Genomic DNA, 23,135 nt, shown 5'->3' on the forward strand with positions numbered 1-23,135 from the left:
AGTCTTACCCTTGACGTTGAGTGAGGATGGTTTGTTCATACTGGCGCACATGTTGCAGCCATTCGCTGCCCGGCATGACGTCATGACGCTGGCAGTAGTGTTCCCAGACCGCCTGCCACGGCAGGGATTTTTGTTCTTCCAGCAGGGCCAGACGCGCGGTGTAGTCTCCCTGCTGTTCGTATTGGCGCAGCGTATCGGTGGGTTCCAGCAGCGCACGCAGCAGCGCTTTCTTCATGTTGCGGGTGCCGATAACCCAGGCGGCGATGCGGTTGATGGAGGCATCAAAGAAATCGAGTCCGATATGTACGCGGTTTAACAGTTTGTGACGCACAATTTCGTGGGCAATGGCCTGCGTTTCATCATCCAGCAGTACGACGTGATCGCTGTCCCAGCGTACCGGGCGGCTAACGTGCAGTAGCAGCCGCGGCACATACAGAATGGCGCTGGAGATCTTGTCGGAAATGACTTCGGTTGGATGGAAATGGCCGGCATCCAGACACAGCGCCGTTCCGCGGCTGGAGGCATAGCCCAGATAGAATTCGTTGGAGCCCACGGTAAAACTTTCCGCGCCCAGCCCGAATAGCTTACTTTCTACCGCATCAATGTGGTGTGACGGGTCGAGCGGTTCCGCAATGACTTCATCCAGCGCGCTGAGCAGGCGCTGGCGGAATGCCAGACGATCGACCGTCAGGTCTTTCATGCCGTCCGGTACCCAGATATTCATGACGGATGGCGTACCCAGCTCACGACCGAAATAGGCGGAGATACGGCGGCTGGCCTGACAGTGTTCAATCCAGAACCGGCGGATCTTGTCATCCGGATGAGAAAGGGTGAAACCATCGCTGCTCAGCGGATGAGAGAAACAGGTGGGGTTAAAATCCAATCCCAGCTGATGACGTTTGGCCCAGTCTACCCAGTTGCTGAAATGCTCCGGTGCGATTTCGTTGCGGGCGACGGGGTGCGCGGATTCCAGATAAATGGCGTGCAGATTCAATCGTTTTGGCCCCGGGATCAGCGTAAATGCCTGCTCAAGATCGGCGCGCAGCTCATCGGCGGTGCGCGCTTTGCCGGGATAGTTGCCCGTGGCCTGAATGCCGCCGGTCAATGCGCCACCGGTATTCTCAAATCCGGCCACGTCATCACCTTGCCAGCAGTGCATGGAAACAGGGATTTGATCCAACTGTTCCAGCACCGCGTCTACATCAATATTCATACTGGCGTAACGATCCTTCGCCAGCTGCCAGGCGGTTTCAAGCGCGTTATTCATACAGTGGTTTCCTCTTTTTTAGCATGGCAAAGGGCCTCGAAGCGGCGCCAGTGCCTGGCGAAATCAATATCCGCACGCGGGGTATAGCGGTGCAGGGGGAAGTTATGGGTTAACAGACGACGAAATTCAGTCAGGTCGGAAACGGCATTGAGCGCCATCAATTGACAGCCGATATTACCGAGCGTGGATGCCTCCACGGGACCAGCCAATACGGGAAGCTGACACATATCGGCGCACAGCTGGTTGAGCAGTTCGTTCTGGCAGCCGCCGCCGACAATGTGCAACTGGCGCAGCGGGGTTTGCCGCAGTTCACCCAGCTCCTGAACGACCTGACGGTAAAGCATGGCGAGGCTGTCAAAGATGCAGCGGGCCAGTTCGGCGTCGCTCTGTGGCACCGGTTGCTGATGTTCGGCGCAAAATTCGCGGATCGCTTTACACATGGACGGCGGGTTAATAAAGCGTTCGTCATTGGGGTTAATCAGGCTGACACAGGCCGGCAGGCGTGACGTTTCCTGAATCAGCTCATTCAGATTCTGGATCTGCCGTTCCTGACAGACCCGTTGCAGCAGCCATAGCCCCATAATGTTTTTCAATACGCGGTATGTGCCGTTAATCCCGCCTTCATTGGTGACATTGGCGGTCAGTGCCTGCGCGCTGTTGTACGGGGTGTCGCTTTCGATGCCGATTAATGACCAGGTGCCGGAACTGAGATAGGCGCTATCTTTGTCATGCAGGGGCGTAGCCACGATGGCGCTGGCAGTATCATGGGTCGCGACGGCCAGCACGGGAATTTGCCGTCCACTGGGTGCAGACCATTCGCCAACGCGGTGACCGGGTTGTACCGGCTGACTCAGCAAACGTTTGGGGAATCCCAGATAGTTCAGCAGCGATGCATCCCAGGTTTTATCCGCCAGATTGAGTAACTGTGTCGTACTGGCGTTGGTGTATTCACAGGTAATGGCGCCCGTCAGGCGATAGTGGAAATAATCCGGGATCATCAACAGATGTTCAGCCTGTTGCAGGTATTCTGGATGCCGATCGCACAATGCCTTGAGCTGGTACAGGGTGTTGAAGGGCAGAAATTGAATGCCGGTTCGTTGATAAATGTTTTCACGCCCCAGCGCGTCGATCACCAGCGGCATCACTCCATCAGTACGATGATCGCGGTAAGCGTAGGGCAGGCCGACAAGTTCACCCGCTTTATCCAGCAGCACATAGTCCACCCCCCAGCTATCAATACCGATGCTGTCAGGGTAAATTCCCATGCTGTCTATCTGATGCAACCCGGTGAGAATCGCGTGTTCCAGCGCTTGCAGGTCCCACACATGGTGGTTATCCCGGGACACCAGATGATTGCTAAAGCGGTGGACTTCTTTCAGCGCCAGATGCTGTGTCGTTGTCTGTAGCGTCGCCAGCATGACCCGGCCGCTGGAAGCGCCAAGATCGACCGCCACGATATTCTTCACCGCCATAGCCATTCCTCTTTACCTGTTTGATGCTGTGCAGTGTAAGGATTCGTTGGCGTAGCGACCTTCCGGTGAGTGCCATGTGACATCGGCGACTGGCAAAATAGTCAAGCTGACTGTGAAATGGTTCACAGTTGGGAGGATTCATCGGGTGCTTTACGGCATTTGTACGAGGTGGTGACGTGTAAAAAAACGCCGTCTGCGACGGCCCGCAGGGATGGTTCGCCATAAAAAGCGGGTGTGATCCTATCCACACTTCAGTGAATTGGTCGCAGGATCTTGAAAAAATGACACCACAATGCCATCGCAGACGACGGTATTTGAAGGTCATTCCACGCGCTTATGGCTACCATGCTATCCAGACCCTCATTTCCCCGGCGGGCAGCGTGTGGTGTATTGCGCACCTGACCGCCGCGATAACCGCTCCGCGAGCGGGTTAAGTGGAGAATCAAAATGACGTTGCTTCGTGGTGATGACTTTTTTGCTTCACGGGCGGTGACGGTGGCAGTGGAGCCCCGTACGCCGCAGGTGGCGTTTCCCGAACACTATCACGATTTCTGGGAGATCGTGCTGGTGGAGCAGGGCGCTGGCGTACATGTCTTTAACGATCAGCCTTATGCCCTGAGCAGTGGTACGGTGTTTTTCGTGCGTGATAACGATCGGCACCTGTTTGAAAACGTGGAAGGATTATGCCTGACCAACGTGCTGTATCGTTCGCCGCGTGGCTTTCGCTTTCTCTCTGATATTGCGACCTTTTTGCCCTACGGCCCGAATGGTGAATGGCAAGGGCAATGGCAGGTTAACACGGCGGGGATGCAGCAGTTAAAGCAAAGCCTCGGTCATCTGGCCGATCTGGCGCAAAGCGCGACGCCGGAAGATATCGCCGCCAGCGAAAGCCTGTTTTTACAAATACTGGTGCTGCTGCGTCAACGGTGTTTCCAGACGCAGGGCAGCGACTGTCAGCGTCAGGGCATACAGGCCCTGCTGGGCTGGTTACAGAACAACTACAGTGAAGAGATCAACTGGGGGGCGTTGGCCGAACAGTTCTCGTTACCGCTGAGAACGCTGCATCGTCAGTTGAAACAACATACCGGTATGACACCACAACGTTATCTGAATCGGTTAAGATTACTGGAGGCGCGTCGGCGGTTGCAGCAAAGTGATGATTCGATCACCACCATTGCGCATGCCTGTGGATTCAGCGACAGTAATCATTTCTCGACGCAATTCCGCAAGGCATTTTCCCTGGCTCCTAAATCGTTACGCCATCAGGCGTGTTATGAGGAATAGTTAACGGCAGGCGGGTGGGGGATGGTGACAAATCGACGTGGTTTGAAGTTACAGACTGAAGACTATTTCCTTACCGACAAAAATAGTGTGATGGTTGCTGAACGGCATCCGCAGCCCGTGTTTCCTCTGCATCATCATGATTTCGATGAGCTGGTCATCGTCTGGCGCGGAAATGGTCTGCATCTCTGGAATGATGTGCCCTATCGCATCACGCGCGGCGATATGTTTTATGTCTCTGCCAGCGATCGGCACAGCTACGAGTCTGTGCACGATCTGGCGCTGGATAACATTATCTATATCCGCGAGCGGTTGACGTTATCGGCGGACTGGTCGGCATTATTGCCCGGAGGCGATGAGCCGCAGAGTGAGCGCTACTGGTGTCTGGGTTCTCAGGGGATGGACACCATTCGAGATAAGGTCGATGCGCTGTCGCAGGAGTGTATGAAATCGGATGCGTTGTCGCTGCAATTGAGTGAGGTTTTGTTATTGCAGATTGCCCTGCTGGCGATGCGCTACCGTCACTTGCCGAACAATCCGCAGCTGGCTGATGCTCACCAGTTGGATTTACTGATGAATGCCCTGCGCGCCAGTATCGCCACCCCTTTTCGTTTTGACGCTTTCTGCGAACAGAATGGGGTCAGCGTGCGCGGTTTGCGGGCGCGCTTTAAAGAACAGACCGGGATGAGCGTACCACAATATCTGCGTCAGTTGCGGTTGTGCAAAGCGATGGAACTTCTGCGCTATAACCAGCACACCATCGGCGAAGTGGCCGCCCAGTGCGGCTTTGACGACAGCAACTATTTTTCCGTGGTCTTCCATCAGGCATTTGGCGTCTCGCCCAGCACCTATCGGCAGCGTTTTCAGCAGGTTGACTGAGCGCCTTTATTTTACCACCGTCGAGAGCAGCAGCTGCGTATAGGGATGTTGTGGCTGACTGAAGATTTGCTCCACCGGGCCGGTTTCTACGATTTCCCCTTCTTTCATCACCGCAATTCGGTGGCTCATATGCTGAACCACGCCCAAATCATGGGAAATGAACAGCATGGTCAGCCGCAGTTGACGCTGCAACGCGACCAGCAGATCCAGCACCTGTGCCTGCGTGGTGACATCCAGCGCGGAAACGGGTTCGTCACAGATGATAATGTCAGGCTCAGAGGCCAGCGCCTGGGCAATCGAGATGCGCTGACGCTGACCGCCGGATAGCGTATGCGGACGGCGCGACAGCAGGTCTGGCGTCAGGCCGACTTGTTCCAGCAGGGTCAAAATGCGCTGCTGCTGTTGCGCCGCGCTGAGATCGCGGCGCAGACGCAATGGCTGGCGGAGAATTTGCTCAATGGTAAACTGCGGATCAAATGAACCCAGCGGATCCTGCGTGATGGTCTGAATCCGGGCGCGTAGTGGACGACGTTCACGTTCTTCGAGTGCGCTCCAGGGATGCTCGGCCAGCCATACCGCGCCGCTGTCGGGTTTTTGCAAGGCAAGAATGACTTTTCCCAACGTCGTTTTACCAGAGCCTGATTCACCCACGATGCCAAGCGTTTCGCCGCGCCTGACCTGAAGGGAAACCTGATTGACCGCGTTCATTGCGCTGCCGTCGGGACGGGTAAACGCAACGGAAACCCGATCGACCTGTAGCGCAATATCGTCGGTGGCGGTGGAGGCAATCAATGACGCGGTATGGGTGTTGAGTGGGTTCTCGCCGGACAGCCAGTTGCCGCGTGTGGCAGCGGTGGGAATGGCGGCCAGCAGACGCCGGGTATAGGGATGTTCGGGGGCGTTCAGCACTTGGCGGGCGCTACCGCTTTCCACCAGACGGCCTTTTTGCATCACGATAACGCGATCCGCCACCTCCGCCACCACTCCCAGATCGTGAGTGATCAGCAGTACCCCGTGCCCTGCCTGCGCCAGTTCGGTAAACACCTTCAGTACCTGTTTTTGCACCGTGGCGTCCAGCGCGGTGGTGGGCTCATCGGCAATCAGCAGACGTGGGCCAGCAGCCAGTGCCGAGGCAATCAGGACTCGCTGGCGCAACCCGCCGGATAGCTCATGCGGATATTGGGCGGCACGATTGGCCGGATCGGGAATGCCCGCCTGTTGCAGCAGTGCCGCCACGCGGTCAGGAACCTGAGTGCGCGGGAGTAGCTGATGAGTAAGAATCGGCTCCGCCACTTCCTGACCGATTTTGCGTAACGGATCGAGAGAGACCAGCGCGTCCTGTAAAATAAAACCGATTTCCCTGCCGCGAATGTGCCGCCAGTCGCGATAGGTCAGAAAACGGAGATCGCAGTGACTGCCATCGTGGCGCGTCAGCGAGATGGCATTGGCCGTGACGTTCGCCCGTTCTCCGGCCAAACCAACCAGCGCGCGCGCCGTCACCGACTTGCCCGAGCCTGATTCACCGACCAGCGCCAGAATCTCACCGGCATTGACCTGAAAAGAAAGGTTTTTTACCGACTCAATCGGTCCCTGTTCACTGGGAAAGCTGACGCTTAATCCTTCCACATTCAGCAGCGACGAGTGGGTTGCGTGGGACACTTGCTGCGTCATGAGGCGTTGCCTTTTGCCAGAATGGTTTGTAAACGCCGCCCCAGCAACGTAATTGAAATAACGGAGAGGGCGACGACGGTAGCCGGAAACAGACTGATCCACGGCGCGATATCGAGAAAATTACGTCCATCGGCCAGCAGCGCTCCCCACTCCGCGATGGGCGGTACGACGCCCAATCCGAGAAAGCTCAGCGCGGAGGCCGACAGGATGGCGTGTCCAACGCCGATAGTGGCGACGATCAGCAGCGGACGCAGCGTGTTGGGGATAATATGCCGCACGATGATGTACAGCGGGTGCTCACCCAGCGCGATGGCATGGGTCACATAGCCGGAAAGCCTGACCTGTAAGACCTGTGAACGCACCAACCGGGCATAGCTGGCGATCCCCGCCAGCCCGACGGCAAGCAAGGTATTTTCCGGGCCGCGTCCCAATACGGCAATGACCAGCAGCGCCAGCAGCAGATCGGGAAAGGCCAGCATGATATCCAGCAGACGCACCAGTATCTGACGTATCGGCGCCGGCGCCAGCACGGAAAGCGTGCCGAATAGCACGCCTCCGAGACAGGCAATCAGCATGGCGCCTGCGCCAATACTCAGCGATAGCGAGGTGCCGTGGATCACCCGGGCATAGATATCGCGTCCCAGCGTATCGGTACCGAACCAGTGCTCGCCGCTCGGCGGTTGCAGGATCGCGCCAAGATCCATTTCATCAATCGTGCGGCTGGTAAACAGGGACGGAAAAAAGACGGCCAGCACCAGCAGGAAGACGATCGCTGCGGGTAACAGCGTCGAGGCGGCCAGCCAGGGATTTCGATAGCCAGAACGCGGGGCGCGGGGAAGTATCATAGGTTCACTGCTCATGGGCGTTCGCCTTCTTGCGCAAACGGGGATCGACAATCAGATACAAAGCATCCACCAACAGGTTGATCACCACAAACAGCAGAGCCGACAGCATGACGACGCCGAGCACCAGTGGCATATCGCGGGTTTCTATCGCGTGCAGTGTGATTTGTCCAATACCGGCGCGGCCAAAGACCGTTTCAGTTAACACGGAACCGGCCAGCACGCCGGCCAGCAGCGTCCCGGTCAGCGTTGACGCCGCCAGCGCGGCATGGCGCAGACCGTGGCGAATCCGCAGTATCGTTTCGCTGACGCCGCGGGTACGTACCGTCAGAGCGAACGGCTGGGATAAGGCTTCCTCCAGCCCGTCGCGCAGTACCTGACTGAGCAGCGCGGCTATCGGCAGGCTGAGGGTAATGATGGGCAGCACCAGTGAGATAGGGCCGTCATTGCCGGTGACGGGAAACCACTGTAGTTGAAAACTGAATATGCTCAGCAGAACAATCCCGATCCAGTACACCGGCGTGCTGAGCAGCGTCAACTCCAGCCAGGAGATCAGCCGCCGCAGCCGGTGGTAGCGCCCGGCGGTGATGAGCGCGCTGGATATGGCCAGCACCAGCGCCAGCGTCAGTCCGCCGAGCGCCAGCGGCAGCGTTTCGCGCATGGCATCGGCAATGACTGACAGCACCGGCTGCCGATACTGGTAGCTGATGCCGAAATCCCCCTGCAATGCCTGAGCACAATAACGCAGATACTGCATCCACAGCGGTTGATCGAGGCCGAATTGCCGGGTCAGTACGGCGCGGTAAGCGTCGTCAACCACGTTGTCGCCGCCGCTGAGAATGGCGATAGGATCGCCGGGGATGAGTTTGACGGCAATAAACGTCAACGTGGCTGCGCCCCAGAGCACAGCCAGAATGGTTAACAGACGTTTAGCGTATCCCGCCAGATTAACGTTTAATCCAGACATCATAGAAATTCGGTTTAGCGTTGGTCGCCCAGCTTATGCCCTGCACCTGTTTCGACAAACCAAGCTGATAAGCCGGAATATAGACGGGGAGGACATAGGCCTGATCGATAATTTCATGCTGAATATCGGTATACAGCTGTTTACGTTCGGCATCGCTGGCGCCTACCGCCTTTCTCAACTTCTCATCCAGCACGCTGATCCGCGTGAAGTTGTTGCCGTTGGGCGGAGCATAGGCGGAATCGAACACCGTGCGCAGGATATCCGGTTCGGCGCGGACGAAGAAGTTGGACGCTATATCGTATTCATTGCCGTTGGTGCGGCTGGTAAACCCGCCTGCATCCGTTGGATCGAGCTTCAGATCAATCCCGGCCTGTTTGACCTGATACTGAATCGCCTGGAACAACGTGACGTCAGCGGCTTCCACGTTCGTTGTGGCGTAGACAAAAGTCACGGTCAGACGCTTACCGTCTTTGGTCCGGTAGCCTTCGCCGTCCTTATTGTTCCAGCCTGCGGTGTCCAGTAGCTGATTGGCTTTTTGCAGATCAAATCCCCAGTGGGACTTCACCGTGGGGTCGTAATAAAGGGTGGCCGGACCGACGACGTTATCCGCCGCTTTCAGCGTGCCGAAATAGGACACTTTCACCGCCGTCGCGGTATCCGCGGCGCTCTGGAACGCCTGACGAACCTTGACGTCCTGGAACGGTCCTTTGGTGGTGTTGAAGTACAACACGCGGTTGACGCCAGGGTTTTCATAGGTGAGCACATCCAGACGCGGATTCTTTTTCACCGAGGGATAATTAGCGGGTGGCACGGCGTCAATGGCCTGAACCTGGTTGCTGGTCAGCGCGCCCAGCCTGACGGAGGCCTCCGGCAGATATTTAAAGGTAATCCCGTCCAGATAAGCCGGACCGGTATGTTTCGCGTAACCGGGCCCCCAGTTGTAATCTGCGCGTTTGCTCAGTCTGCTGCCGCTGCCTTTGACAAAGGAATCCAGAATAAATGGCCCGGAACCGACCACGGTGTTGCTGGTATTCGGCGTGTTTTTCAGATAGGTCGGCGACTGGATGCCGAGATAAGGCAGGCTCAACCCTTGTAACAACGGTGCAAACGATGAGGAATAGTGAATCACGACCGTGTACGCATCGGGCGTGGTGATGGCGTCGATCGGCCCTAACAGCGATTTGGCGTAGCTGGAGGTGGTTTTCGGATCGAGAATGCGTTCAAGATTGAATTTTACCGCTTCGGCATCCAGTTTGGTGCCGTCGCTGAAGGTGACGTCCTTGCGCAGATGGAAGGTATAGGACGTATTGTCGTCGTTGATTTCCCAGCGTTCCGCCAGCCACCGGTTTTTCCGTGTTTTCCGCGCCATGCGCAAGTGGATTCAGTGTAAAAAGCAGCGAGAGTAATCCGACAGTCAGTAATTCAGGCCGTGATAACGGCCGTGCGGGTGATTTTTTTTCCATTCTCTGATTCCTTAGAGGGCGGCGGGGTTGTCCTGTCAATATCGTTGCCACTGTAGTGAGCAGAGAGGAGGGTGTAAAAGTATAAAAAGTTATTTTTAATGCCAGAAAATATATAAAAACATCATCGGTCAATGACAGAGAGGAGGGAAAAGAGATATCCGCCGTACCGTCGGAGGGCTAACGTAGATAACGTCATATCGAATGAGGGGGAAACACAGCCTGAAAAAAAGGGAAGAGGTGTCCCTCATTCCCTGTTTCTATGTGTCACACAAGGCTTCGTGCGATCGTCTGGCGTTATTTAGCGGGTCGCTTCCGAAAGGGGCACTTCCGCATCTGGCGCATGAGTAATGCGGTTGCGCAAGTCACGGCGGGCAATTTCAACCAGCCAGAAGCAGAACATGTGTCCGAAAAGCTCGGAGAAGTGCTCTGCAAACGGTTGATCCCACGGAGCTGGCACGGTGCCAAACAGCGGAAGCAGGATAATGTGGAAGACGACATGGAGAACCAGACCGTAAAATGCCCCCTGCCAGAGTTTGATTTTGGGGTAAAACTCGGCCACCACGCAGTACAGTACGGCAAAGGTAATGGAAAAACCAAAGTGCATGATAAAGCTCATGATAGGTCTTGGGTTGCCATTAAATAAATACGTAATATGGGACATTTCAAACGACATGCCCAGCTGTTGCAGTAATTCTTGCGGCGGATTGGTGAGGTCGCGGGCTGGAGTTCGGGGCGGGAATGGAATTTCCCAGCCAAACTTGGCGAGCGCACAAATAATACCGGCAATTATCCCAACTAATATTGCTATCTGGATTTTTTCCTTCGTCGTACGTAACTGCATGTTATTTTCTCCTAAATAAACCCATCACCTTTCATGATGCTGAATCGTTGGTTTTCTGCGCATGTTTCCCTGTCGAAACGACATTCAGTTATCAACTTTCAGGATCCTGAAATCAGTCAGGTATAGAACATTCCAATTTTTGAGGAATAAAATTCGGCATTATGCTAATGCGCGAATAAAAGGTACCTCTATGGCGAATACAAGGCTTACATAAAATATGTACTCAGTCGCACCAACAGACAAGCCGCGGATGTGACAGGGAATTGACAGCTTGGTTACGAAAAAAATATCGAAAAATAATCATTAACCAATCAGGTTAAACCTTGATTCGAAAAGGATGATACACCCATTGGTCATCACAATCGATTTTTATATTGAGGGCTCTCCCTTCATCTTTCAGATTACAGGCTGTTGACTACGTTAACATTGCCCCGGAGGTTTATTTTAGTCAGCAACGGAGGGTTCATGCATTGCTGTTTTCTATAACTGGAAATTTATTGGATATACCCTGTTAACGTTAGGGTAAATATCGTGATATCAGTTGGCGTTGTAATCGTTATTAAATATTTCCAATTGTATATTTATGTAAATTCACTTTTTAAGTGAAGCGATGAATCGCTATTTTTTAATATGATAACTGAAGAAAACAATTATTAAGCTAATAGAATTAAATTGATGTCACCATTATCTTTCAGGTCGCCGACGTATTGGCCGTGATATTTCTTGGCCATTGCCGAATCCGATTGGGCTCTGACGCTATTGTCGCACGGAGAGCGGCTTCATCTGCCTGCCCATGAACTATGATGATATTCTGAATAGTAGTCGAGGCAGCCCTAAAAGGAGAATTTTATGTCACAGACCGATCGGTACAATCGTCGCATCGTGTTAGCGCAGCGTCCGCACGGTGCGCCTACGCAAGATAATTTCCGTCTGGAGCAGCAGGCTATTCCCGAGGTTAAGGAAGGCGGCGTGCTGCTGCGCTCGGTGTTTCTTTCTCTTGATCCTTATATGCGTGGTCGCATGAGCGATGCGCCATCTTATGCCAAACCGGTGGAGCTGGATGAGGTGATGGTCGGAACGACCGTCAGCAGAGTCGTGGAGTCAAAACACCCGGATTATCAGGTTGGTGACTGGGTCCTGGCCTATAGCGGCTGGCAGGATTATGCCGTTTCCGACGGCAAGGGGTTAAAAAATCTGGGGCAATCCCCGTCTAATCCGTCCTATGCGTTGGGGGTTCTGGGTATGCCTGGGTTCACCGCCTATATGGGACTGATGGATATCGGGCAGCCTAAAGCGGGTGAAACGCTGGTGGTGGCGGCGGCAACGGGGCCGGTAGGCGCCACGGTCGGGCAGATTGGCAAACTGAAGGGGTGTCATGTCGTTGGCGTCGCGGGGGGCGCGGAGAAATGCCGCCATGCGGTCGAGGTCCTGGGATTTGATATCTGCCTCGATCATCACGCGACGGATTTTGCTGAGCAGTTGCAGCAAGCCTGCCCGAAAGGGATTGATATTTATTTTGAAAACGTCGGTGGAAAGGTATTCGATGCGGTATTGCCGTTATTGAATACGTCCGCGCGTATTCCGGTCTGTGGACTGATCTCCAACTACAATGCGACTGGATTACCCGATGGCCCCGACCGTCTGCCATTGTTGACCGGGACCATTTTGAAAAAGCGCATTCGGATGCAGGGATTCATCATTTTTGATGATTACGGCCATCGTTTTGATGAGTTCCAGCAGGCGGTTTCCCCGTGGGTGGCAGAAGGGAAAATCAAATATCGGGAACATCTTGTCGATGGTCTGGAAAACGCGCCGGAGGCGTTTATCGGCCTGTTGCAAGGACACAATTTTGGCAAGCTGCTGGTGAGAGTCGGGGATGATTCGTAACGCTCAGCTCTCGCCGCATGTGCGGCGAACTCATATTGAGTGACGGCTTACTTACCGTCACTCAGCCACGCCGGCAAATCATGCAACCCCATTGCCTGACGCACCAGCGTCGGTTTAATGCCGGGCAGCTTGTCCGCCAGCATCAGGCCCACATCGCGCAGCAGCTTTTTGGCCGGATTGTCGCCATCGAACAGTTCGCGGAACCCTTGCATGCTGGCGAGCATGACGGCGGCGCGGTGTTTGCGCTTGCGTTCATAGCGTCTGAGATACAGATGCTGGCCGATGTCTTTGCCCTGCGTCTGAAGCCGTTTCAGTTCCGCAATCAGGTCCGCCACGTCCATAAAGCCAAGATTCACGCCCTGACCGGCCAGAGGATGAATGGTGTGAGCCGCGTCGCCGACCAGCACCAGACGGTGCGCCGCGAAACTGCGGGCATAACGTCCCATCAGGGGGAACGTTTGCCGTTCACTTTCGAGCTTGCATAATCCCAGACGCATATCGAAGGCTATCGACAACTGCTGGTTAAACTCGTCTTCAGGTAATGCCTGCACGGCCTGAGCCTGTTGCGGCGAGAGCGACCAGACAATCGAACTGAGATGCGGATCGCTCAGCGGCAAAAACGCCAGAATGCCGTCGCCGTGAAACACCTGACGCGCTACGGCGTGGTGCGGGGATTCGGTGCGAATGCTGGCGACCAGCGCGTGATGGCCGTAATCCCAGAAGGTCAGCGGAATATCTGCGTGCTGGCGTAGCCAGGAGTGTGCGCCGTCAGCGCCGACAACCAGACGCGCGGTCAGCATGCTGTCATCCTGCAACGTGATAAAGGCTTCGTTTTCGCCCCAGGCGACCTGTTTCAACACCGCCGGCGCCAGCAGCGTAATGTCGCCGGATTGACTGGCCTTCTGCCACAGCGTCTGCTGAATGACCGGATTTTCGATAATATGGCCGAGGTGTGAAAAACCGAACTCTTCGCCGTTGAAGCTGATGTGACCAAAGCTGTCTTTATCCCAGACTTCCATGGCGTTATAGGGACTGACGCGTTGTGCAACGAGGCTTTCCCAGACGCCAAGATGACGAAGCAGGCTCTCGCTGGCCGCGTTGATGGCGGAGACACGCAATGCATGCGCGTTTTCGGGCGATCGTACTTCAACCGGCTGTTTTTCAAGGATGGCAATGCGCAGGCCGCTGCCTTGCAAACCGCAGGCGAGCGCCAGACCAACCATGCCGCCACCGGCAATAACCACGTCGAATGATTGCATACACGTATTTTCCTGTTATGTCCTGCCGGAGAACGTGATTAACGCTCAACCCAGCCAAGTGTGCGGCGGGCCAGCGCATCACGCATCAACGGCAGATTATTCATGGCCATGAGCCCCAGATTACGGCCAATTTCCAATGCGGTATAGCGGTTGGCAAACAGCCTGACCAGTCCGTCGGTAATCGCCACTGTCGTTTGCTGATCGGGTTGGCGACGCTGCTGGTAGCGGCTGAGTACGCGGTAATGGCCCGGGTCCAGATGATGTTGCATGGCTTCAACCACGGTTTCCGCCAGCGACATCACATCCCGCAGGCCCAGATTAAATCCTTGCCCGGCGATCGGATGCAATGTCTGAGCCGCATTGCCCACCAGCGCCAGCCGATGGCCGATATGCTGGCTGGCGGTCAGTAATCGTAAAGGATAGCTGTGGCGTTCTCCGATGTGGGCGATCGCGCCCAGACGCCAGCCAAACGCCCGCTGTAACTGCTGACGGAATTCGTCTTCACGCCAGTTATCAACCAGCGTCTGCTGGCTGCGGGCATGACACCAGACCAGCGAACTGCGGCCATTGCTCATGGGTAACATCGCCAACGGTCCGTGTGGCGTAAAGCGCTCAAACGCACGGCCTTGATGCGCCTCGGCCGTCGTCACGTTGGCGATAACGGCGATTTGATCATAGTCCCGCTGTTGCCACTGCACACCGCAGGCTTCAGCCAGCATCGAGTGGGAGCCGTCGGCCGCCACCATCAGCTGTCCGGCCAGTACCGTACCGTTATCCAGCGTCAGCGTCGCCTCGCTTTGCGTACGGGCAACGGCGACGACTTTTGCCGGACAATGCAGACGCACGCCGGGCACCTGTTTCAACAAGGAGAACAGCCGCTGTCCCGCTTCGTGCAGTTCGACAACGTGGCCCAGCGCCGGCACGTGATAGTCCGAGGCTTTCAGGTTAACAAAGCAGGCATGTCCGCGATCGCTGACGTGAATGTCGGTTATCGCGGTAGCGCAGCCCGCCAGCGTCTGCCAGATGCCGATGGTTTCCAGTTGCTGGCTGGTGCCTTCCGACAGGGCAATCGCTCTGGCATCAAATCCCGGGTGCTGCCGTTCGAGCGGAGATTTTGCTTCGATCAGATCAACGGGAACTTTCCCTTGTGAAAGCGTGGATATTGCCAGCGCCAGTGTTGCGCCCGCCATGCCTCCGCCGACAATCATTACCGTCATGTTTTTATCCCGATGCTCAGAGCCTGTTGGGATAGGCTCGTATTTCTGGCGACTGCTATGCAGAAGGCTCTTGTGCCATGAGCGCTTCAATTTCGTCGGCGTCTTTCACCACGCTGGACGTCAGGTTTTCGTTGCCGGTCTCGGTGATCAGGATGTCATCTTCAATACGAACCCCGATTCCCCGATATTGCTGAGGCACTTTGGCATTCGGCGCGATATACAGGCCGGGTTCCACCGTTAGCACCATGCCGGGTTCGAGCGGGCGGCCGCGATCGGTGGAACCGTAATCACCGACATCGTGTACGTCCAGCCCCAGCCAGTGGCTGAGCCCGTGCATAAAGAACTGACGGTGCGCCTGTTCGGCGATTAACACATCGACCTCACCTTTCAGGATACCCAGCTTGACCAGCCCGCTCACCATAATGCGCACCACTTCATCATTGACGTCCCGGATGCTGCGGCCGGGGGCGAACAGCTCCAGCGCCTTGAGTTGCGAGCGCAGCACAATGTCGTAAATCGCGCGTTGCGGTTCGGTAAACTTGCCGTTGACCGGGAAGGTGCGGGTAATATCCCCGGCATAGCTGCGGTATTCGCATCCGGCGTCGATCAGCACCAAATCGCCATCGCGCATTTGAGATTCGTTTTCGGTGTAGTGCAGGATGCAGGCGTTGTCGCCGCTGCCGACAATGGTGTTGTAAGAGGGGTAGCGTGCGCCGTGGCGGGTAAATTCATGATGAATTTCGCCCTCAAGCTGGTATTCAAACATGCCGGGACGGCATTGCTGCATGGCGCGTGCGTGGGCCAGCGCGGTGATTTCACCCGCGCGGCGCATCACGTCAATTTCCGCCTGTGATTTGAACAGCCGCATTTCATGTACCCACGGACGCCAGTCGGTGATTGTCGGCGGGGCGACAAAGCCCTTGCGGGCGCCGCTGCGCAACGTTTCCAATGCGGAAAAGAGCAGTTTGTCGGCGTAGTCGTATTGCCCCTGCGCGTGATAAATCACATCCAGACCGTTGAGCAGCAGGTGCAGCTGTGCGTCAATTTCATTAAACGGCAGCGCCCGATCGACGCCCAGTTTGGCGGGAGCGGCTTCCTGGCCCAGACGACGGCCAAACCAGATTTCAGCCGTCAGATCGCGCACGCGATTGAATAACACGCTATGGTGATGTTTTTCGTCGCTTTTAACCAACAACAGCGCTGCTTCCGGCTCGTTAAATCCGGTGAAATACCAAAAATCGCTGTTCTGACGATAAGGATAATCACTGTCTGCATTGCGCGCCGTCTCGGGCGCCGCAAAAAAGATTGCGGCGCTGGCCGGCGCCATTTTCTCCAGCAGTGTCTGACGACGACGAAGGAACTCTTGTGGGTTCATCACCTGCTCCTGAAAAATATTCCGTACAGCTCTGCGCTACCGGTTCCGGTATTGCAGCGGATTAATGCAGCGTCGGTTTTTTCTGCTCCGGCGCAACAATCTGTGGGCTGGTAAATTCGTTATGACACAAAATGGCCGATACCCGAACATATTCAATCACTTCTTCAAGTGATTGTTCCAGTTCTTCCTGATCTTCATCTTCGTCATAGCCCAGTTGAGCGATGTTGCGTAAATCGTTAATCGCTTCTTTCAACTCACCATCGGCTTTGTTCAGGCGGGGTTGAACCACGCCCAATCCCAGCAAAAAATGGTTTACCCAGCCGGCCAGCGCATCGGCCCGGTCGAATACCGTGACCGATTCGTTGTTCTCGTCAGGCAGGAACAGCTGGAACATGAAACCTTCATCTTCGAGCGTTTCACGCGTTACCTGATACAGATGCTGGAGCGGCTGAGACAGCGTTTGCGGAAAGGCCATCCCTTCGTTTGTCAGTTCAAAAACCAACGTTCGCCAGCTGTCATCATGGTTGCCGCCACACAGCATACCGCTGATGAGGCCATGCATTTCCGCGGCGGTCAGGGCGATTTGCTGCTGGTGGAGCAATTGGTCAAGGGCTTCGTAGCCTGGAAACGTATTCTCTATAGACATGTGGATTCGTCATCGTTGGCAGGATTAGTTCGTGTTATGCTACCACCAAGCCCGGTGGGGATACCAGAAAGGGCTTGTATCTTATATTCGGGATATATATAGTGACGCCCGCTTTAACTGGCCCGATGTCAGGCAGCGCAGGATTTATTCCATGCGGGCGCGAAAACGAAACAAGGCAGGAAGGTGGCATGTCTGCACAACCCGTAGATATTCAGATTTTTGGCCGTTCGTTAAGAGTCAATTGTCCGCCAGAACAACAGGATGCGTTGAATCAGGCTGCGGAAGATCTTAACCAGCGGTTGCAAGATCTTAAAGTTCGCACTAGAGTCACAAACACCGAGCAACTGGTGTTTATCGCCGCGCTTAACGTGTGCCATGAACTGGCGCAGGAACGGGGTAAAACCCGTGATTACGCGGCCAATATGGAACAGCGTATCCGTATGCTGCAACAGACCATCGAACAGGCGCTGTTGGAGCAGGGACGTATTACGGAACGTCAGGGACCACAGTTTGAATAACATCGACTTTTGACAAAAGTCAGGTGTTTTTACGCGATAAGACGTGATAAGGTCTTTACCGAGTAACGGATAAAATTTCTCTGAGATGTTTGTCAGCGGGTCAGTCCCCTGAGCCGATATTTCAAACCAACAGAATGTAATGCTCCGTGGTTGGTGAGCATGCTCGGTTCGCCCGAGAAGCCTTAAGACTGCGACATTATGTTCACCTTGAACCAAGGGTTCAAGGGTTACAGCCTGCGGCGGCATCTCGGAGATTCCCTTTCTTTCACGTATAATCATTGCGGCCATCATTTCGTTTCCGTATGCAGCCTACACCATCATCCATACCGCCACTCTCTTCTGCTCAGCGTCGTCAGCAAATCCGTCAGGATGTGCGCCAGCGTCGTCGTCAGCTCACCGCTGCACAGCAGGCCCACTTTGCTGAACAGGCGGTGGATCAGGTTTGTCTTCATCCCAAAATACAGCAGGCGGACAATATCGCGGCGTTTCTTTCCTTCGATGGTGAACTGAATACGCAGCCGCTGATTCAACAGCTGTGGCTACAGGGGAAGCAGGTTTATCTGCCGGTCTTACACCCATTCAGCGCCGGGAATTTGCTGTTCCTGCGCTATGCACCGGATACCGAGCTGGTCTTAAACCGCCTGAAAATTCTGGAACCTAGTCTGGACGTACGCCAGGTCTTGCCGCTGCCACAGTTGGATGTGCTGCTGACGCCGCTGGTGGCGTTTGACAGTCAGGGACAGCGGCTGGGAATGGGCGGCGGTTTTTATGACCGCACGTTACAGAACTGGTCGCAGCAGGGGCCTTATCCGATAGGTCTGGCCCATGATTGTCAGCAGGTTGAGCGTTTGCCGACCGAGCATTGGGATATCCCGCTGCCGGAAATTATTACCCCTTCCCGCCGCTGGCAGTGGTGAGATCGTGCCCCAGCATTTGCTGCACCAGCTCCACACAACGCAGAAAACGCGTGTCATAGTCTGATTCTTTAACGTGCACATACTGAATATTGTTCTCTGCCAGCATGGTTTTCAGCAGATTCTGGAATTCCTGACGCGCAGACGAACTGCCCAGGCTGCGTAGTCCATCGGCAACCCAGGGCGTATTGTTTTCCAGCAGGATGACCAGATCGAAGCGATATTCGTCCACCAGCGCCTGAACAAACGGGTGTTCACGCCCCTCATACTTTTTACAGAATGCCTGTGTGGTGACGAAATCGGTATCGATAAAAGCCACTTTATTGGCGTACTTAACGGCAAAATCGATATATTGCGCCTGACCTAATGCGATTTTATCGTAGTCAGAATATTGCAGCGCCATTTCATCACCGCCCAGGTGGGAAAACACGTAATCACGGCCATATTCCCAGGCGCTGGTGGTGTTAAAGATATTGGCCAGCTTGTTCACCAGCGTAGATTTCCCGCTGGATTCCCCGCCCAGAATCGCCACCGTGCGCACGAAGAACGGTTTGACTTCCGTGGGAATATATTCCCAGTAGCGGAAAGGATCGTGGCGGATTTGCGAGCCGCTGATACTCATGAATGAGCGCTGCGGATCAATCAGGATCGTTTCTATACCCAGATGTTTACGGTATTGCGGCGCGTCCTGTTCTTCACTGGTATAAACGAAATTAGGCTCAATGCTTTTTCCCTGCATAAAAGCCTGAATGCCCTTGCTCCATACGTCCCAGCCGTGCGGATACGGCTCCATCCCTTGTTCATTAAACGCATGGATACGAATATTTTTCTGATATTTAAAGGTTTGCAACAGCCAGCGCAGGCGATCGCTGACGGTCGGCTGCTGTGACATGGAGCTGTTTTCAAACAGCAGGCGGTCGCGCGGTTCGTCATAACCCAGAATGACATGCAGCTCATCCACCTGGCTGCACGCTCGCTGGATCAGATAAATATGGCCGGTATGCAGGGGATAAAATTTGCCGAAGACGACGCCAATCTTCTTTTCATGCCGGGGAAATTCCAGACCGAGAAAGCGGTGCAGCGCTTCCAGTTTCTGGGCGCTGGGGCTTTTGATCTTGGCATTGAGCAACTGGCTGAGGTAGCCCTTGGTCATATCCGTCGCATCGGCGACCTGTTGTAGGGTACATCCCTTTTGCCGGATGGCGGATTTTAAATACTCAAATGGCGACATAGTCCGACACTCCTGTTTAGTGTACTAAACAAGATAACACAGCGTGCCGGATGAATCGCTGTCTGTGTCATTTTTTATGATGGGCCGTTGAAAATCGCTTCCGGCGATTTTTTACAGGTCGTTGAGAATATCCAGTGCGTCGGCCAGCTTCTTGACGCCGAAAACCTGCATGTTGGATAGGGGCTTTTTCGGCATATTGGCGTGGGGGACAATCGCGCGCTTGAAACCGTGCTTGGCGGCTTCCGCAATGCGTTCCTGACCGCTGGGTACCGGACGGATTTCACCCGCCAGTCCGACTTCGCCAAACACCACCAGATCCTGCGGCAGTGGACGATCGCGCAGGCTGGAAACCAGTGACAGCAGCAGCGCCAGATCGGCGCTGGTTTCCGTCACTTTAACGCCGCCTACGACGTTGACGAACACATCCTGATCCGACATCTGCAAACCGCCATGACGATGCAGAACAGCCAGCAGGATCGCCAGACGGTTCTGTTCCAGCCCGACCGCGACTCGGCGAGGGTTCGCCATCATTGACTGATCCACCAGCGCCTGAATTTCCACCAGCAGCGGACGCGTGCCTTCCCAGACCACCATCACCGAACTGCCGGAGGTGATTTCATCACCGCGGCTGAGGAAAATCGCCGAAGGATTGCTGATTTCACGCAGACCCTGTTCGGTCATGGCGAACACGCCCAGTTCATTGACGGCGCCGAAGCGGTTTTTATGGCTGCGCAGAGTACGAAAACGTGAATCGGCGTCGCCGTCCAGCAGTACCGAACAATCGATACAGTGTTCCAGCACTTTCGGCCCCGCCAGCGAGCCGTCTTTGGTGACGTGACCGACCATGATAATGGCAACGCCGCGGGTTTTGGCAAAGCGGGTCAGGTAGGCGGCGGTTTCACGCACCTGTGCAACACTGCCGGGGGAGGATTGAATATCGGCCAGATGCATGACCTGAATAGAGTCAATCACCATTAACTTTGGTTGTTCCTGCTCGGCAATCAGGCAAATCTGTTCGATGCTGGTTTCGGACAGCATATTCAGGTTATGGGCGGGCAACCCGAGGCGATGAGCCCGCATTGCCACCTGCTGCAACGATTCTTCCCCGGTGACGTACAGGGTTTTCATCTGTTCGGACAATTTGCACAGCGTTTGCAATAGCAGGGTACTTTTCCCCGCCCCCGGGTTACCGCCGATCAGAATCGCGCTGCCTGGCACGACCCCGCCGCCCAGCACCCGGTCAAATTCCTGAAAGCCGGTAGAAAAACGGGGCAGGGCCTCAAGGCTGATTTCCGAGAGTTTTTGTACCCGGCTGACGCCGGCGCTTTCACCGGCATAGCCGGTCAAGCGATCGGATCGTGAAGAGGAGGCAACCGCGGCCAGACGGACTTCGGTAATGGTATTCCAGGCGTGACAGGCACTGCACTGCCCCTGCCAGCGTGGATAGTCTGCCCCACATTCATTACATACAAAGGCGCGTTTGACGGCTTTTGCCACGGGTTACCTCTGAATCTGATTAACGTTCTTCGTGTCTCATGCTGCCGCTGAGAATACAGAGTACTCCAGTCAGGTCAGCATTCCGGATCGTCACCGCGGACTGCTCGTTGACTTTGGGTTTGGCGTGATAGGCAATACCCAGACCGGAAGCCTTGATCATCAGCAGATCGTTGGCGCCATCGCCGATGGCAACCGTCTGCTGCGGGGGGATCTCCAGTTTTTCCGCCAGCTCACGCAGCGTGTTGGCTTTGTATTTCGCATCGATAATCGGGCCGATGACTTCGCCGGTCAGTTTACCATCTTTCATCCCCATTTCATTGGCGACGGCGGCAACCAGACCCAGCTCTTCACGCAGATAATCGGCGAAATAGGTAAACCCGCCCGAGGCAATGGCCACATGCCAGCCAGCTTCCTGAAGTTGGCTGACCATGTTGGTCAGTCCCGGCATCAGCGGCAGGTTTTTACGTACTTCGCGCAGAATATTGGCATCGGCGCCTTTTAAGGTTCCCACGCGCTGACGCAGACTGGCGGAGAAATCCAGCTCCCCGCGCATCGCCCGCTCGGTGACTTCGGCAACCAATTCGCCCGTTCCCGCCAGTTTGGCGATTTCGTCAATGCATTCAATCTGAATCGCGGTGGAATCCATATCCATCACCAGCAGGCCGGGGGCGCGCAGGGTGGGGGCGTTGCGCATCGGCGATACGTCCATGCCCAGTTCGTGCGCCAGCTTGGTGGCTCTCGCCGTCAGCGATCCCGCCAGACGGACCACCTGATAATCTCCCACGATCCAGGCGCTGACAATGACCATCGCCGCGCCCAGTTTGCGTTGATAGCGGGAAATCAAATTCTTGTCGAGTACGTCGCTGTATAGCAGCCAGCCGGTGTCCCCGGCGCGATAATCGAGCGGCATCACTTCATCACCGCTCAGTGATAGCGGCAGTCCCGGCCAACAGTTAATCTCATTCGGGAGATCACGATAGGTCAGACTATTCGACATGGGGCAAATCCTCTACTGGCGGTAATTACGTGGCATTGGATGGGGCAGCTATTTGGGTGCGCTTCCTGATTCAGGGGCGCGATCACAAACATATCCATCGGAAAACAGGGCAACAAGCTATCCTATCGTCGGCGCTTCTGGCAACATAAAGTATCCAAATCGCGTAAGGATTATCATGGTTCGGGCCCGGGTAAAATTCCGCCTACATCGCACAGCCATTGTGCTGATTTGCTTAGCTCTGCTGGTGATACTGATGCAGGGCGCTTCCTATTTCAGTTTAAGCCACCAAATGGCCCGTTCGGAACAGGTTGAGGATTTGGCGCGTACTTTGACTCGGCAGGTGGCTTACAGCATCGCACCGCTAATGGATAGTACGGATGATAACAGCCAAAAGATTAACAATATACTTCAGCAGCTTACTGAACACAGCCGGATTCTGGATGCCGGTATTTATCAGCAGGATGGTTCGCTGGTCGCCAAAGCGGGAGAGCAGGTTCAACTGCGGGATCGACTGGCGCTGGACGGCAATCGGGTCGGCAGCTATTTCAATCATCAGCTGGTGCAACCCATCGAGGGAAAAGATGGGCCGATAGGGTTCCTGCGCGTTACCCTTGATACGCACGTTTTGGCGACAGAGGCCAAACAGGTGGATAACACCACGAATATTCTGCGCTTAATGATATTACTGTCGCTGGCGATCGGCATCATTTTGACCCGAACGCTGTTGCAGAACCGTCGCACCCGTTGGCAGCAGTCGCCTTATTTACTTACGGCCAGTACGCCGGTTAAAGAAGAAGATGACGGCGTGGAGAACGACGCCGGCGCGGATAACGAAGAGCAAAAAAAAGCTAATTAACACTCTTTTTTCAATCGCTTACCGTTAAGCCCGCAGGCGCGGCTCACTTATCTGA

General features: G+C 55.1%; 20 protein-coding genes and 1 other RNA gene. 7 read left to right on the forward strand and 14 right to left on the reverse strand.

The annotated features are described in order from the left end of the window. Positions 1-4 precede the first annotated feature (4 nt). Entirely contained in the window at positions 5-1,267 is a 1,263-nt protein-coding gene (locus B4923_RS08355; RefSeq protein WP_109053891.1) for an L-rhamnose isomerase, read from the reverse strand. Next, positions 1,264-2,739: a rhamnulokinase gene (gene rhaB / locus B4923_RS08360; protein ID WP_109053892.1), complete on the reverse strand. Its 1,476-nt coding sequence runs from the start codon at positions 2,737-2,739 to the stop codon at positions 1,264-1,266. Before rhaB ends, B4923_RS08355 begins: the two co-directional genes overlap by 4 nt. Before the next feature lie 447 nt (positions 2,740-3,186). Between rhaB and rhaS the strand changes: the two genes are divergently transcribed. Next, the gene (rhaS, locus tag B4923_RS08365; protein WP_109053893.1) at positions 3,187-4,023 is read left to right on the forward strand and encodes an HTH-type transcriptional activator RhaS; all 837 of its coding nucleotides are present in this window, start codon (positions 3,187-3,189) and stop codon (positions 4,021-4,023) included. A 21-nt stretch (positions 4,024-4,044) separates the two neighbouring features. After that, the gene (locus B4923_RS08370; protein WP_109053894.1) at positions 4,045-4,899 is read left to right on the forward strand and encodes a helix-turn-helix domain-containing protein; all 855 of its coding nucleotides are present in this window, start codon (positions 4,045-4,047) and stop codon (positions 4,897-4,899) included. A 6-nt stretch (positions 4,900-4,905) separates the two neighbouring features. Here the strand turns inward: B4923_RS08370 and B4923_RS08375 are convergent, their stop codons facing one another. The 5 genes from B4923_RS08375 to B4923_RS08395 form a co-directional block, all read right to left on the reverse strand. Continuing rightward, complete coding sequence (locus tag B4923_RS08375) at positions 4,906-6,570, reverse strand: dipeptide ABC transporter ATP-binding protein (RefSeq protein ID WP_109053895.1); 1,665 nt, start codon at positions 6,568-6,570, stop codon at positions 4,906-4,908. Then, on the reverse strand, positions 6,567-7,430 hold the full coding sequence (locus tag B4923_RS08380) for an ABC transporter permease (protein WP_109053896.1): 864 nt from the start codon (positions 7,428-7,430) through the stop codon (positions 6,567-6,569). Before B4923_RS08380 ends, B4923_RS08375 begins: the two co-directional genes overlap by 4 nt. Further along, on the reverse strand, positions 7,420-8,382 hold the full coding sequence (locus B4923_RS08385; protein ID WP_109053897.1) for an ABC transporter permease: 963 nt from the start codon (positions 8,380-8,382) through the stop codon (positions 7,420-7,422). The genes B4923_RS08380 and B4923_RS08385 overlap by 11 nt, the downstream gene beginning before the upstream one ends. Next, on the reverse strand, positions 8,360-9,748 hold the full coding sequence (locus tag B4923_RS08390; protein WP_425428599.1) for an ABC transporter substrate-binding protein: 1,389 nt from the start codon (positions 9,746-9,748) through the stop codon (positions 8,360-8,362). Before B4923_RS08390 ends, B4923_RS08385 begins: the two co-directional genes overlap by 23 nt. A 392-nt stretch (positions 9,749-10,140) precedes the next feature. Then, positions 10,141-10,683, reverse strand: coding sequence for a YagU family protein (locus B4923_RS08395; protein ID WP_109053898.1), 543 nt, complete (start codon positions 10,681-10,683; stop codon positions 10,141-10,143). Between the two features lie 849 nt (positions 10,684-11,532). On the opposite strand from B4923_RS08395, the gene B4923_RS08400 reads away from it, so the two are divergent. Continuing rightward, entirely contained in the window at positions 11,533-12,570 is a 1,038-nt protein-coding gene (locus B4923_RS08400; protein WP_109053899.1) for an NADP-dependent oxidoreductase, read from the forward strand. Between the two features lie 47 nt (positions 12,571-12,617). Here the strand turns inward: B4923_RS08400 and ubiI are convergent, their stop codons facing one another. The 4 genes from ubiI to B4923_RS08420 form a co-directional block, all read right to left on the reverse strand. Then, positions 12,618-13,829, reverse strand: a complete 1,212-nt coding sequence (gene ubiI, locus B4923_RS08405; protein ID WP_109053900.1) for an FAD-dependent 2-octaprenylphenol hydroxylase — start codon at positions 13,827-13,829, stop codon at positions 12,618-12,620. A gap of 38 nt (positions 13,830-13,867) precedes the next feature. Then, a complete protein-coding gene (ubiH, locus tag B4923_RS08410; RefSeq protein WP_109053901.1) occupies positions 13,868-15,046 on the reverse strand; it encodes a 2-octaprenyl-6-methoxyphenyl hydroxylase in 1,179 nt (392 codons plus the stop codon). A gap of 55 nt (positions 15,047-15,101) precedes the next feature. Beyond that, a complete protein-coding gene (pepP, locus tag B4923_RS08415; RefSeq protein ID WP_109053902.1) occupies positions 15,102-16,421 on the reverse strand; it encodes a Xaa-Pro aminopeptidase in 1,320 nt (439 codons plus the stop codon). Positions 16,422-16,482: 61 nt separating this feature from the next. Beyond that, positions 16,483-17,067 carry a YecA/YgfB family protein gene (locus B4923_RS08420; RefSeq protein ID WP_109053903.1) on the reverse strand — a complete coding sequence of 195 codons (585 nt, stop codon included), beginning with the start codon at positions 17,065-17,067 and terminating at the stop codon, positions 16,483-16,485. A gap of 188 nt (positions 17,068-17,255) precedes the next feature. On the opposite strand from B4923_RS08420, the gene zapA reads away from it, so the two are divergent. The 3 genes from zapA (at position 17,256) to B4923_RS08435 (ending at position 18,502) form a co-directional block, all read left to right on the forward strand. Further along, entirely contained in the window at positions 17,256-17,585 is a 330-nt protein-coding gene (gene zapA, locus B4923_RS08425) for a cell division protein ZapA (RefSeq protein WP_109053904.1), read from the forward strand. Between the two features lie 74 nt (positions 17,586-17,659). Next, positions 17,660-17,843, forward strand: a non-coding RNA gene (gene ssrS / locus B4923_RS08430) — 6S RNA. Positions 17,844-17,887: 44 nt separating this feature from the next. Continuing rightward, positions 17,888-18,502 (forward strand): 5-formyltetrahydrofolate cyclo-ligase, encoded by a 615-nt coding sequence (locus B4923_RS08435; RefSeq protein WP_109053905.1) that lies wholly within the window; start codon positions 17,888-17,890, stop codon positions 18,500-18,502. Here B4923_RS08435 and nadR read toward each other — a convergent pair. The 3 genes from nadR to serB form a co-directional block, all read right to left on the reverse strand. Further along, positions 18,474-19,730, reverse strand: a complete 1,257-nt coding sequence (gene nadR / locus B4923_RS08440) for a multifunctional transcriptional regulator/nicotinamide-nucleotide adenylyltransferase/ribosylnicotinamide kinase NadR (RefSeq protein ID WP_109053906.1) — start codon at positions 19,728-19,730, stop codon at positions 18,474-18,476. The two genes, B4923_RS08435 and nadR, sit on opposite strands and share 29 nt — an antisense overlap. Positions 19,731-19,841: 111 nt before the next feature. Beyond that, positions 19,842-21,227, reverse strand: coding sequence for a DNA repair protein RadA (radA, locus tag B4923_RS08445; RefSeq protein ID WP_109053907.1), 1,386 nt, complete (start codon positions 21,225-21,227; stop codon positions 19,842-19,844). 19 nt (positions 21,228-21,246) lie between these two features. Then, positions 21,247-22,224 carry a phosphoserine phosphatase gene (gene serB, locus B4923_RS08450; protein WP_109053908.1) on the reverse strand — a complete coding sequence of 326 codons (978 nt, stop codon included), beginning with the start codon at positions 22,222-22,224 and terminating at the stop codon, positions 21,247-21,249. Positions 22,225-22,399: 175 nt separating this feature from the next. Between serB and B4923_RS08455 the strand changes: the two genes are divergently transcribed. Next, positions 22,400-23,080: a YtjB family periplasmic protein gene (locus B4923_RS08455; protein ID WP_109053909.1), complete on the forward strand. Its 681-nt coding sequence runs from the start codon at positions 22,400-22,402 to the stop codon at positions 23,078-23,080. Positions 23,081-23,135: the final 55 nt, after the last annotated feature.

Origin of the sequence: Brenneria roseae subsp. americana, assembly GCF_003115815.1 — a bacterium.
Lineage (GTDB): Bacteria > Pseudomonadota > Gammaproteobacteria > Enterobacterales > Enterobacteriaceae > Brenneria > Brenneria roseae.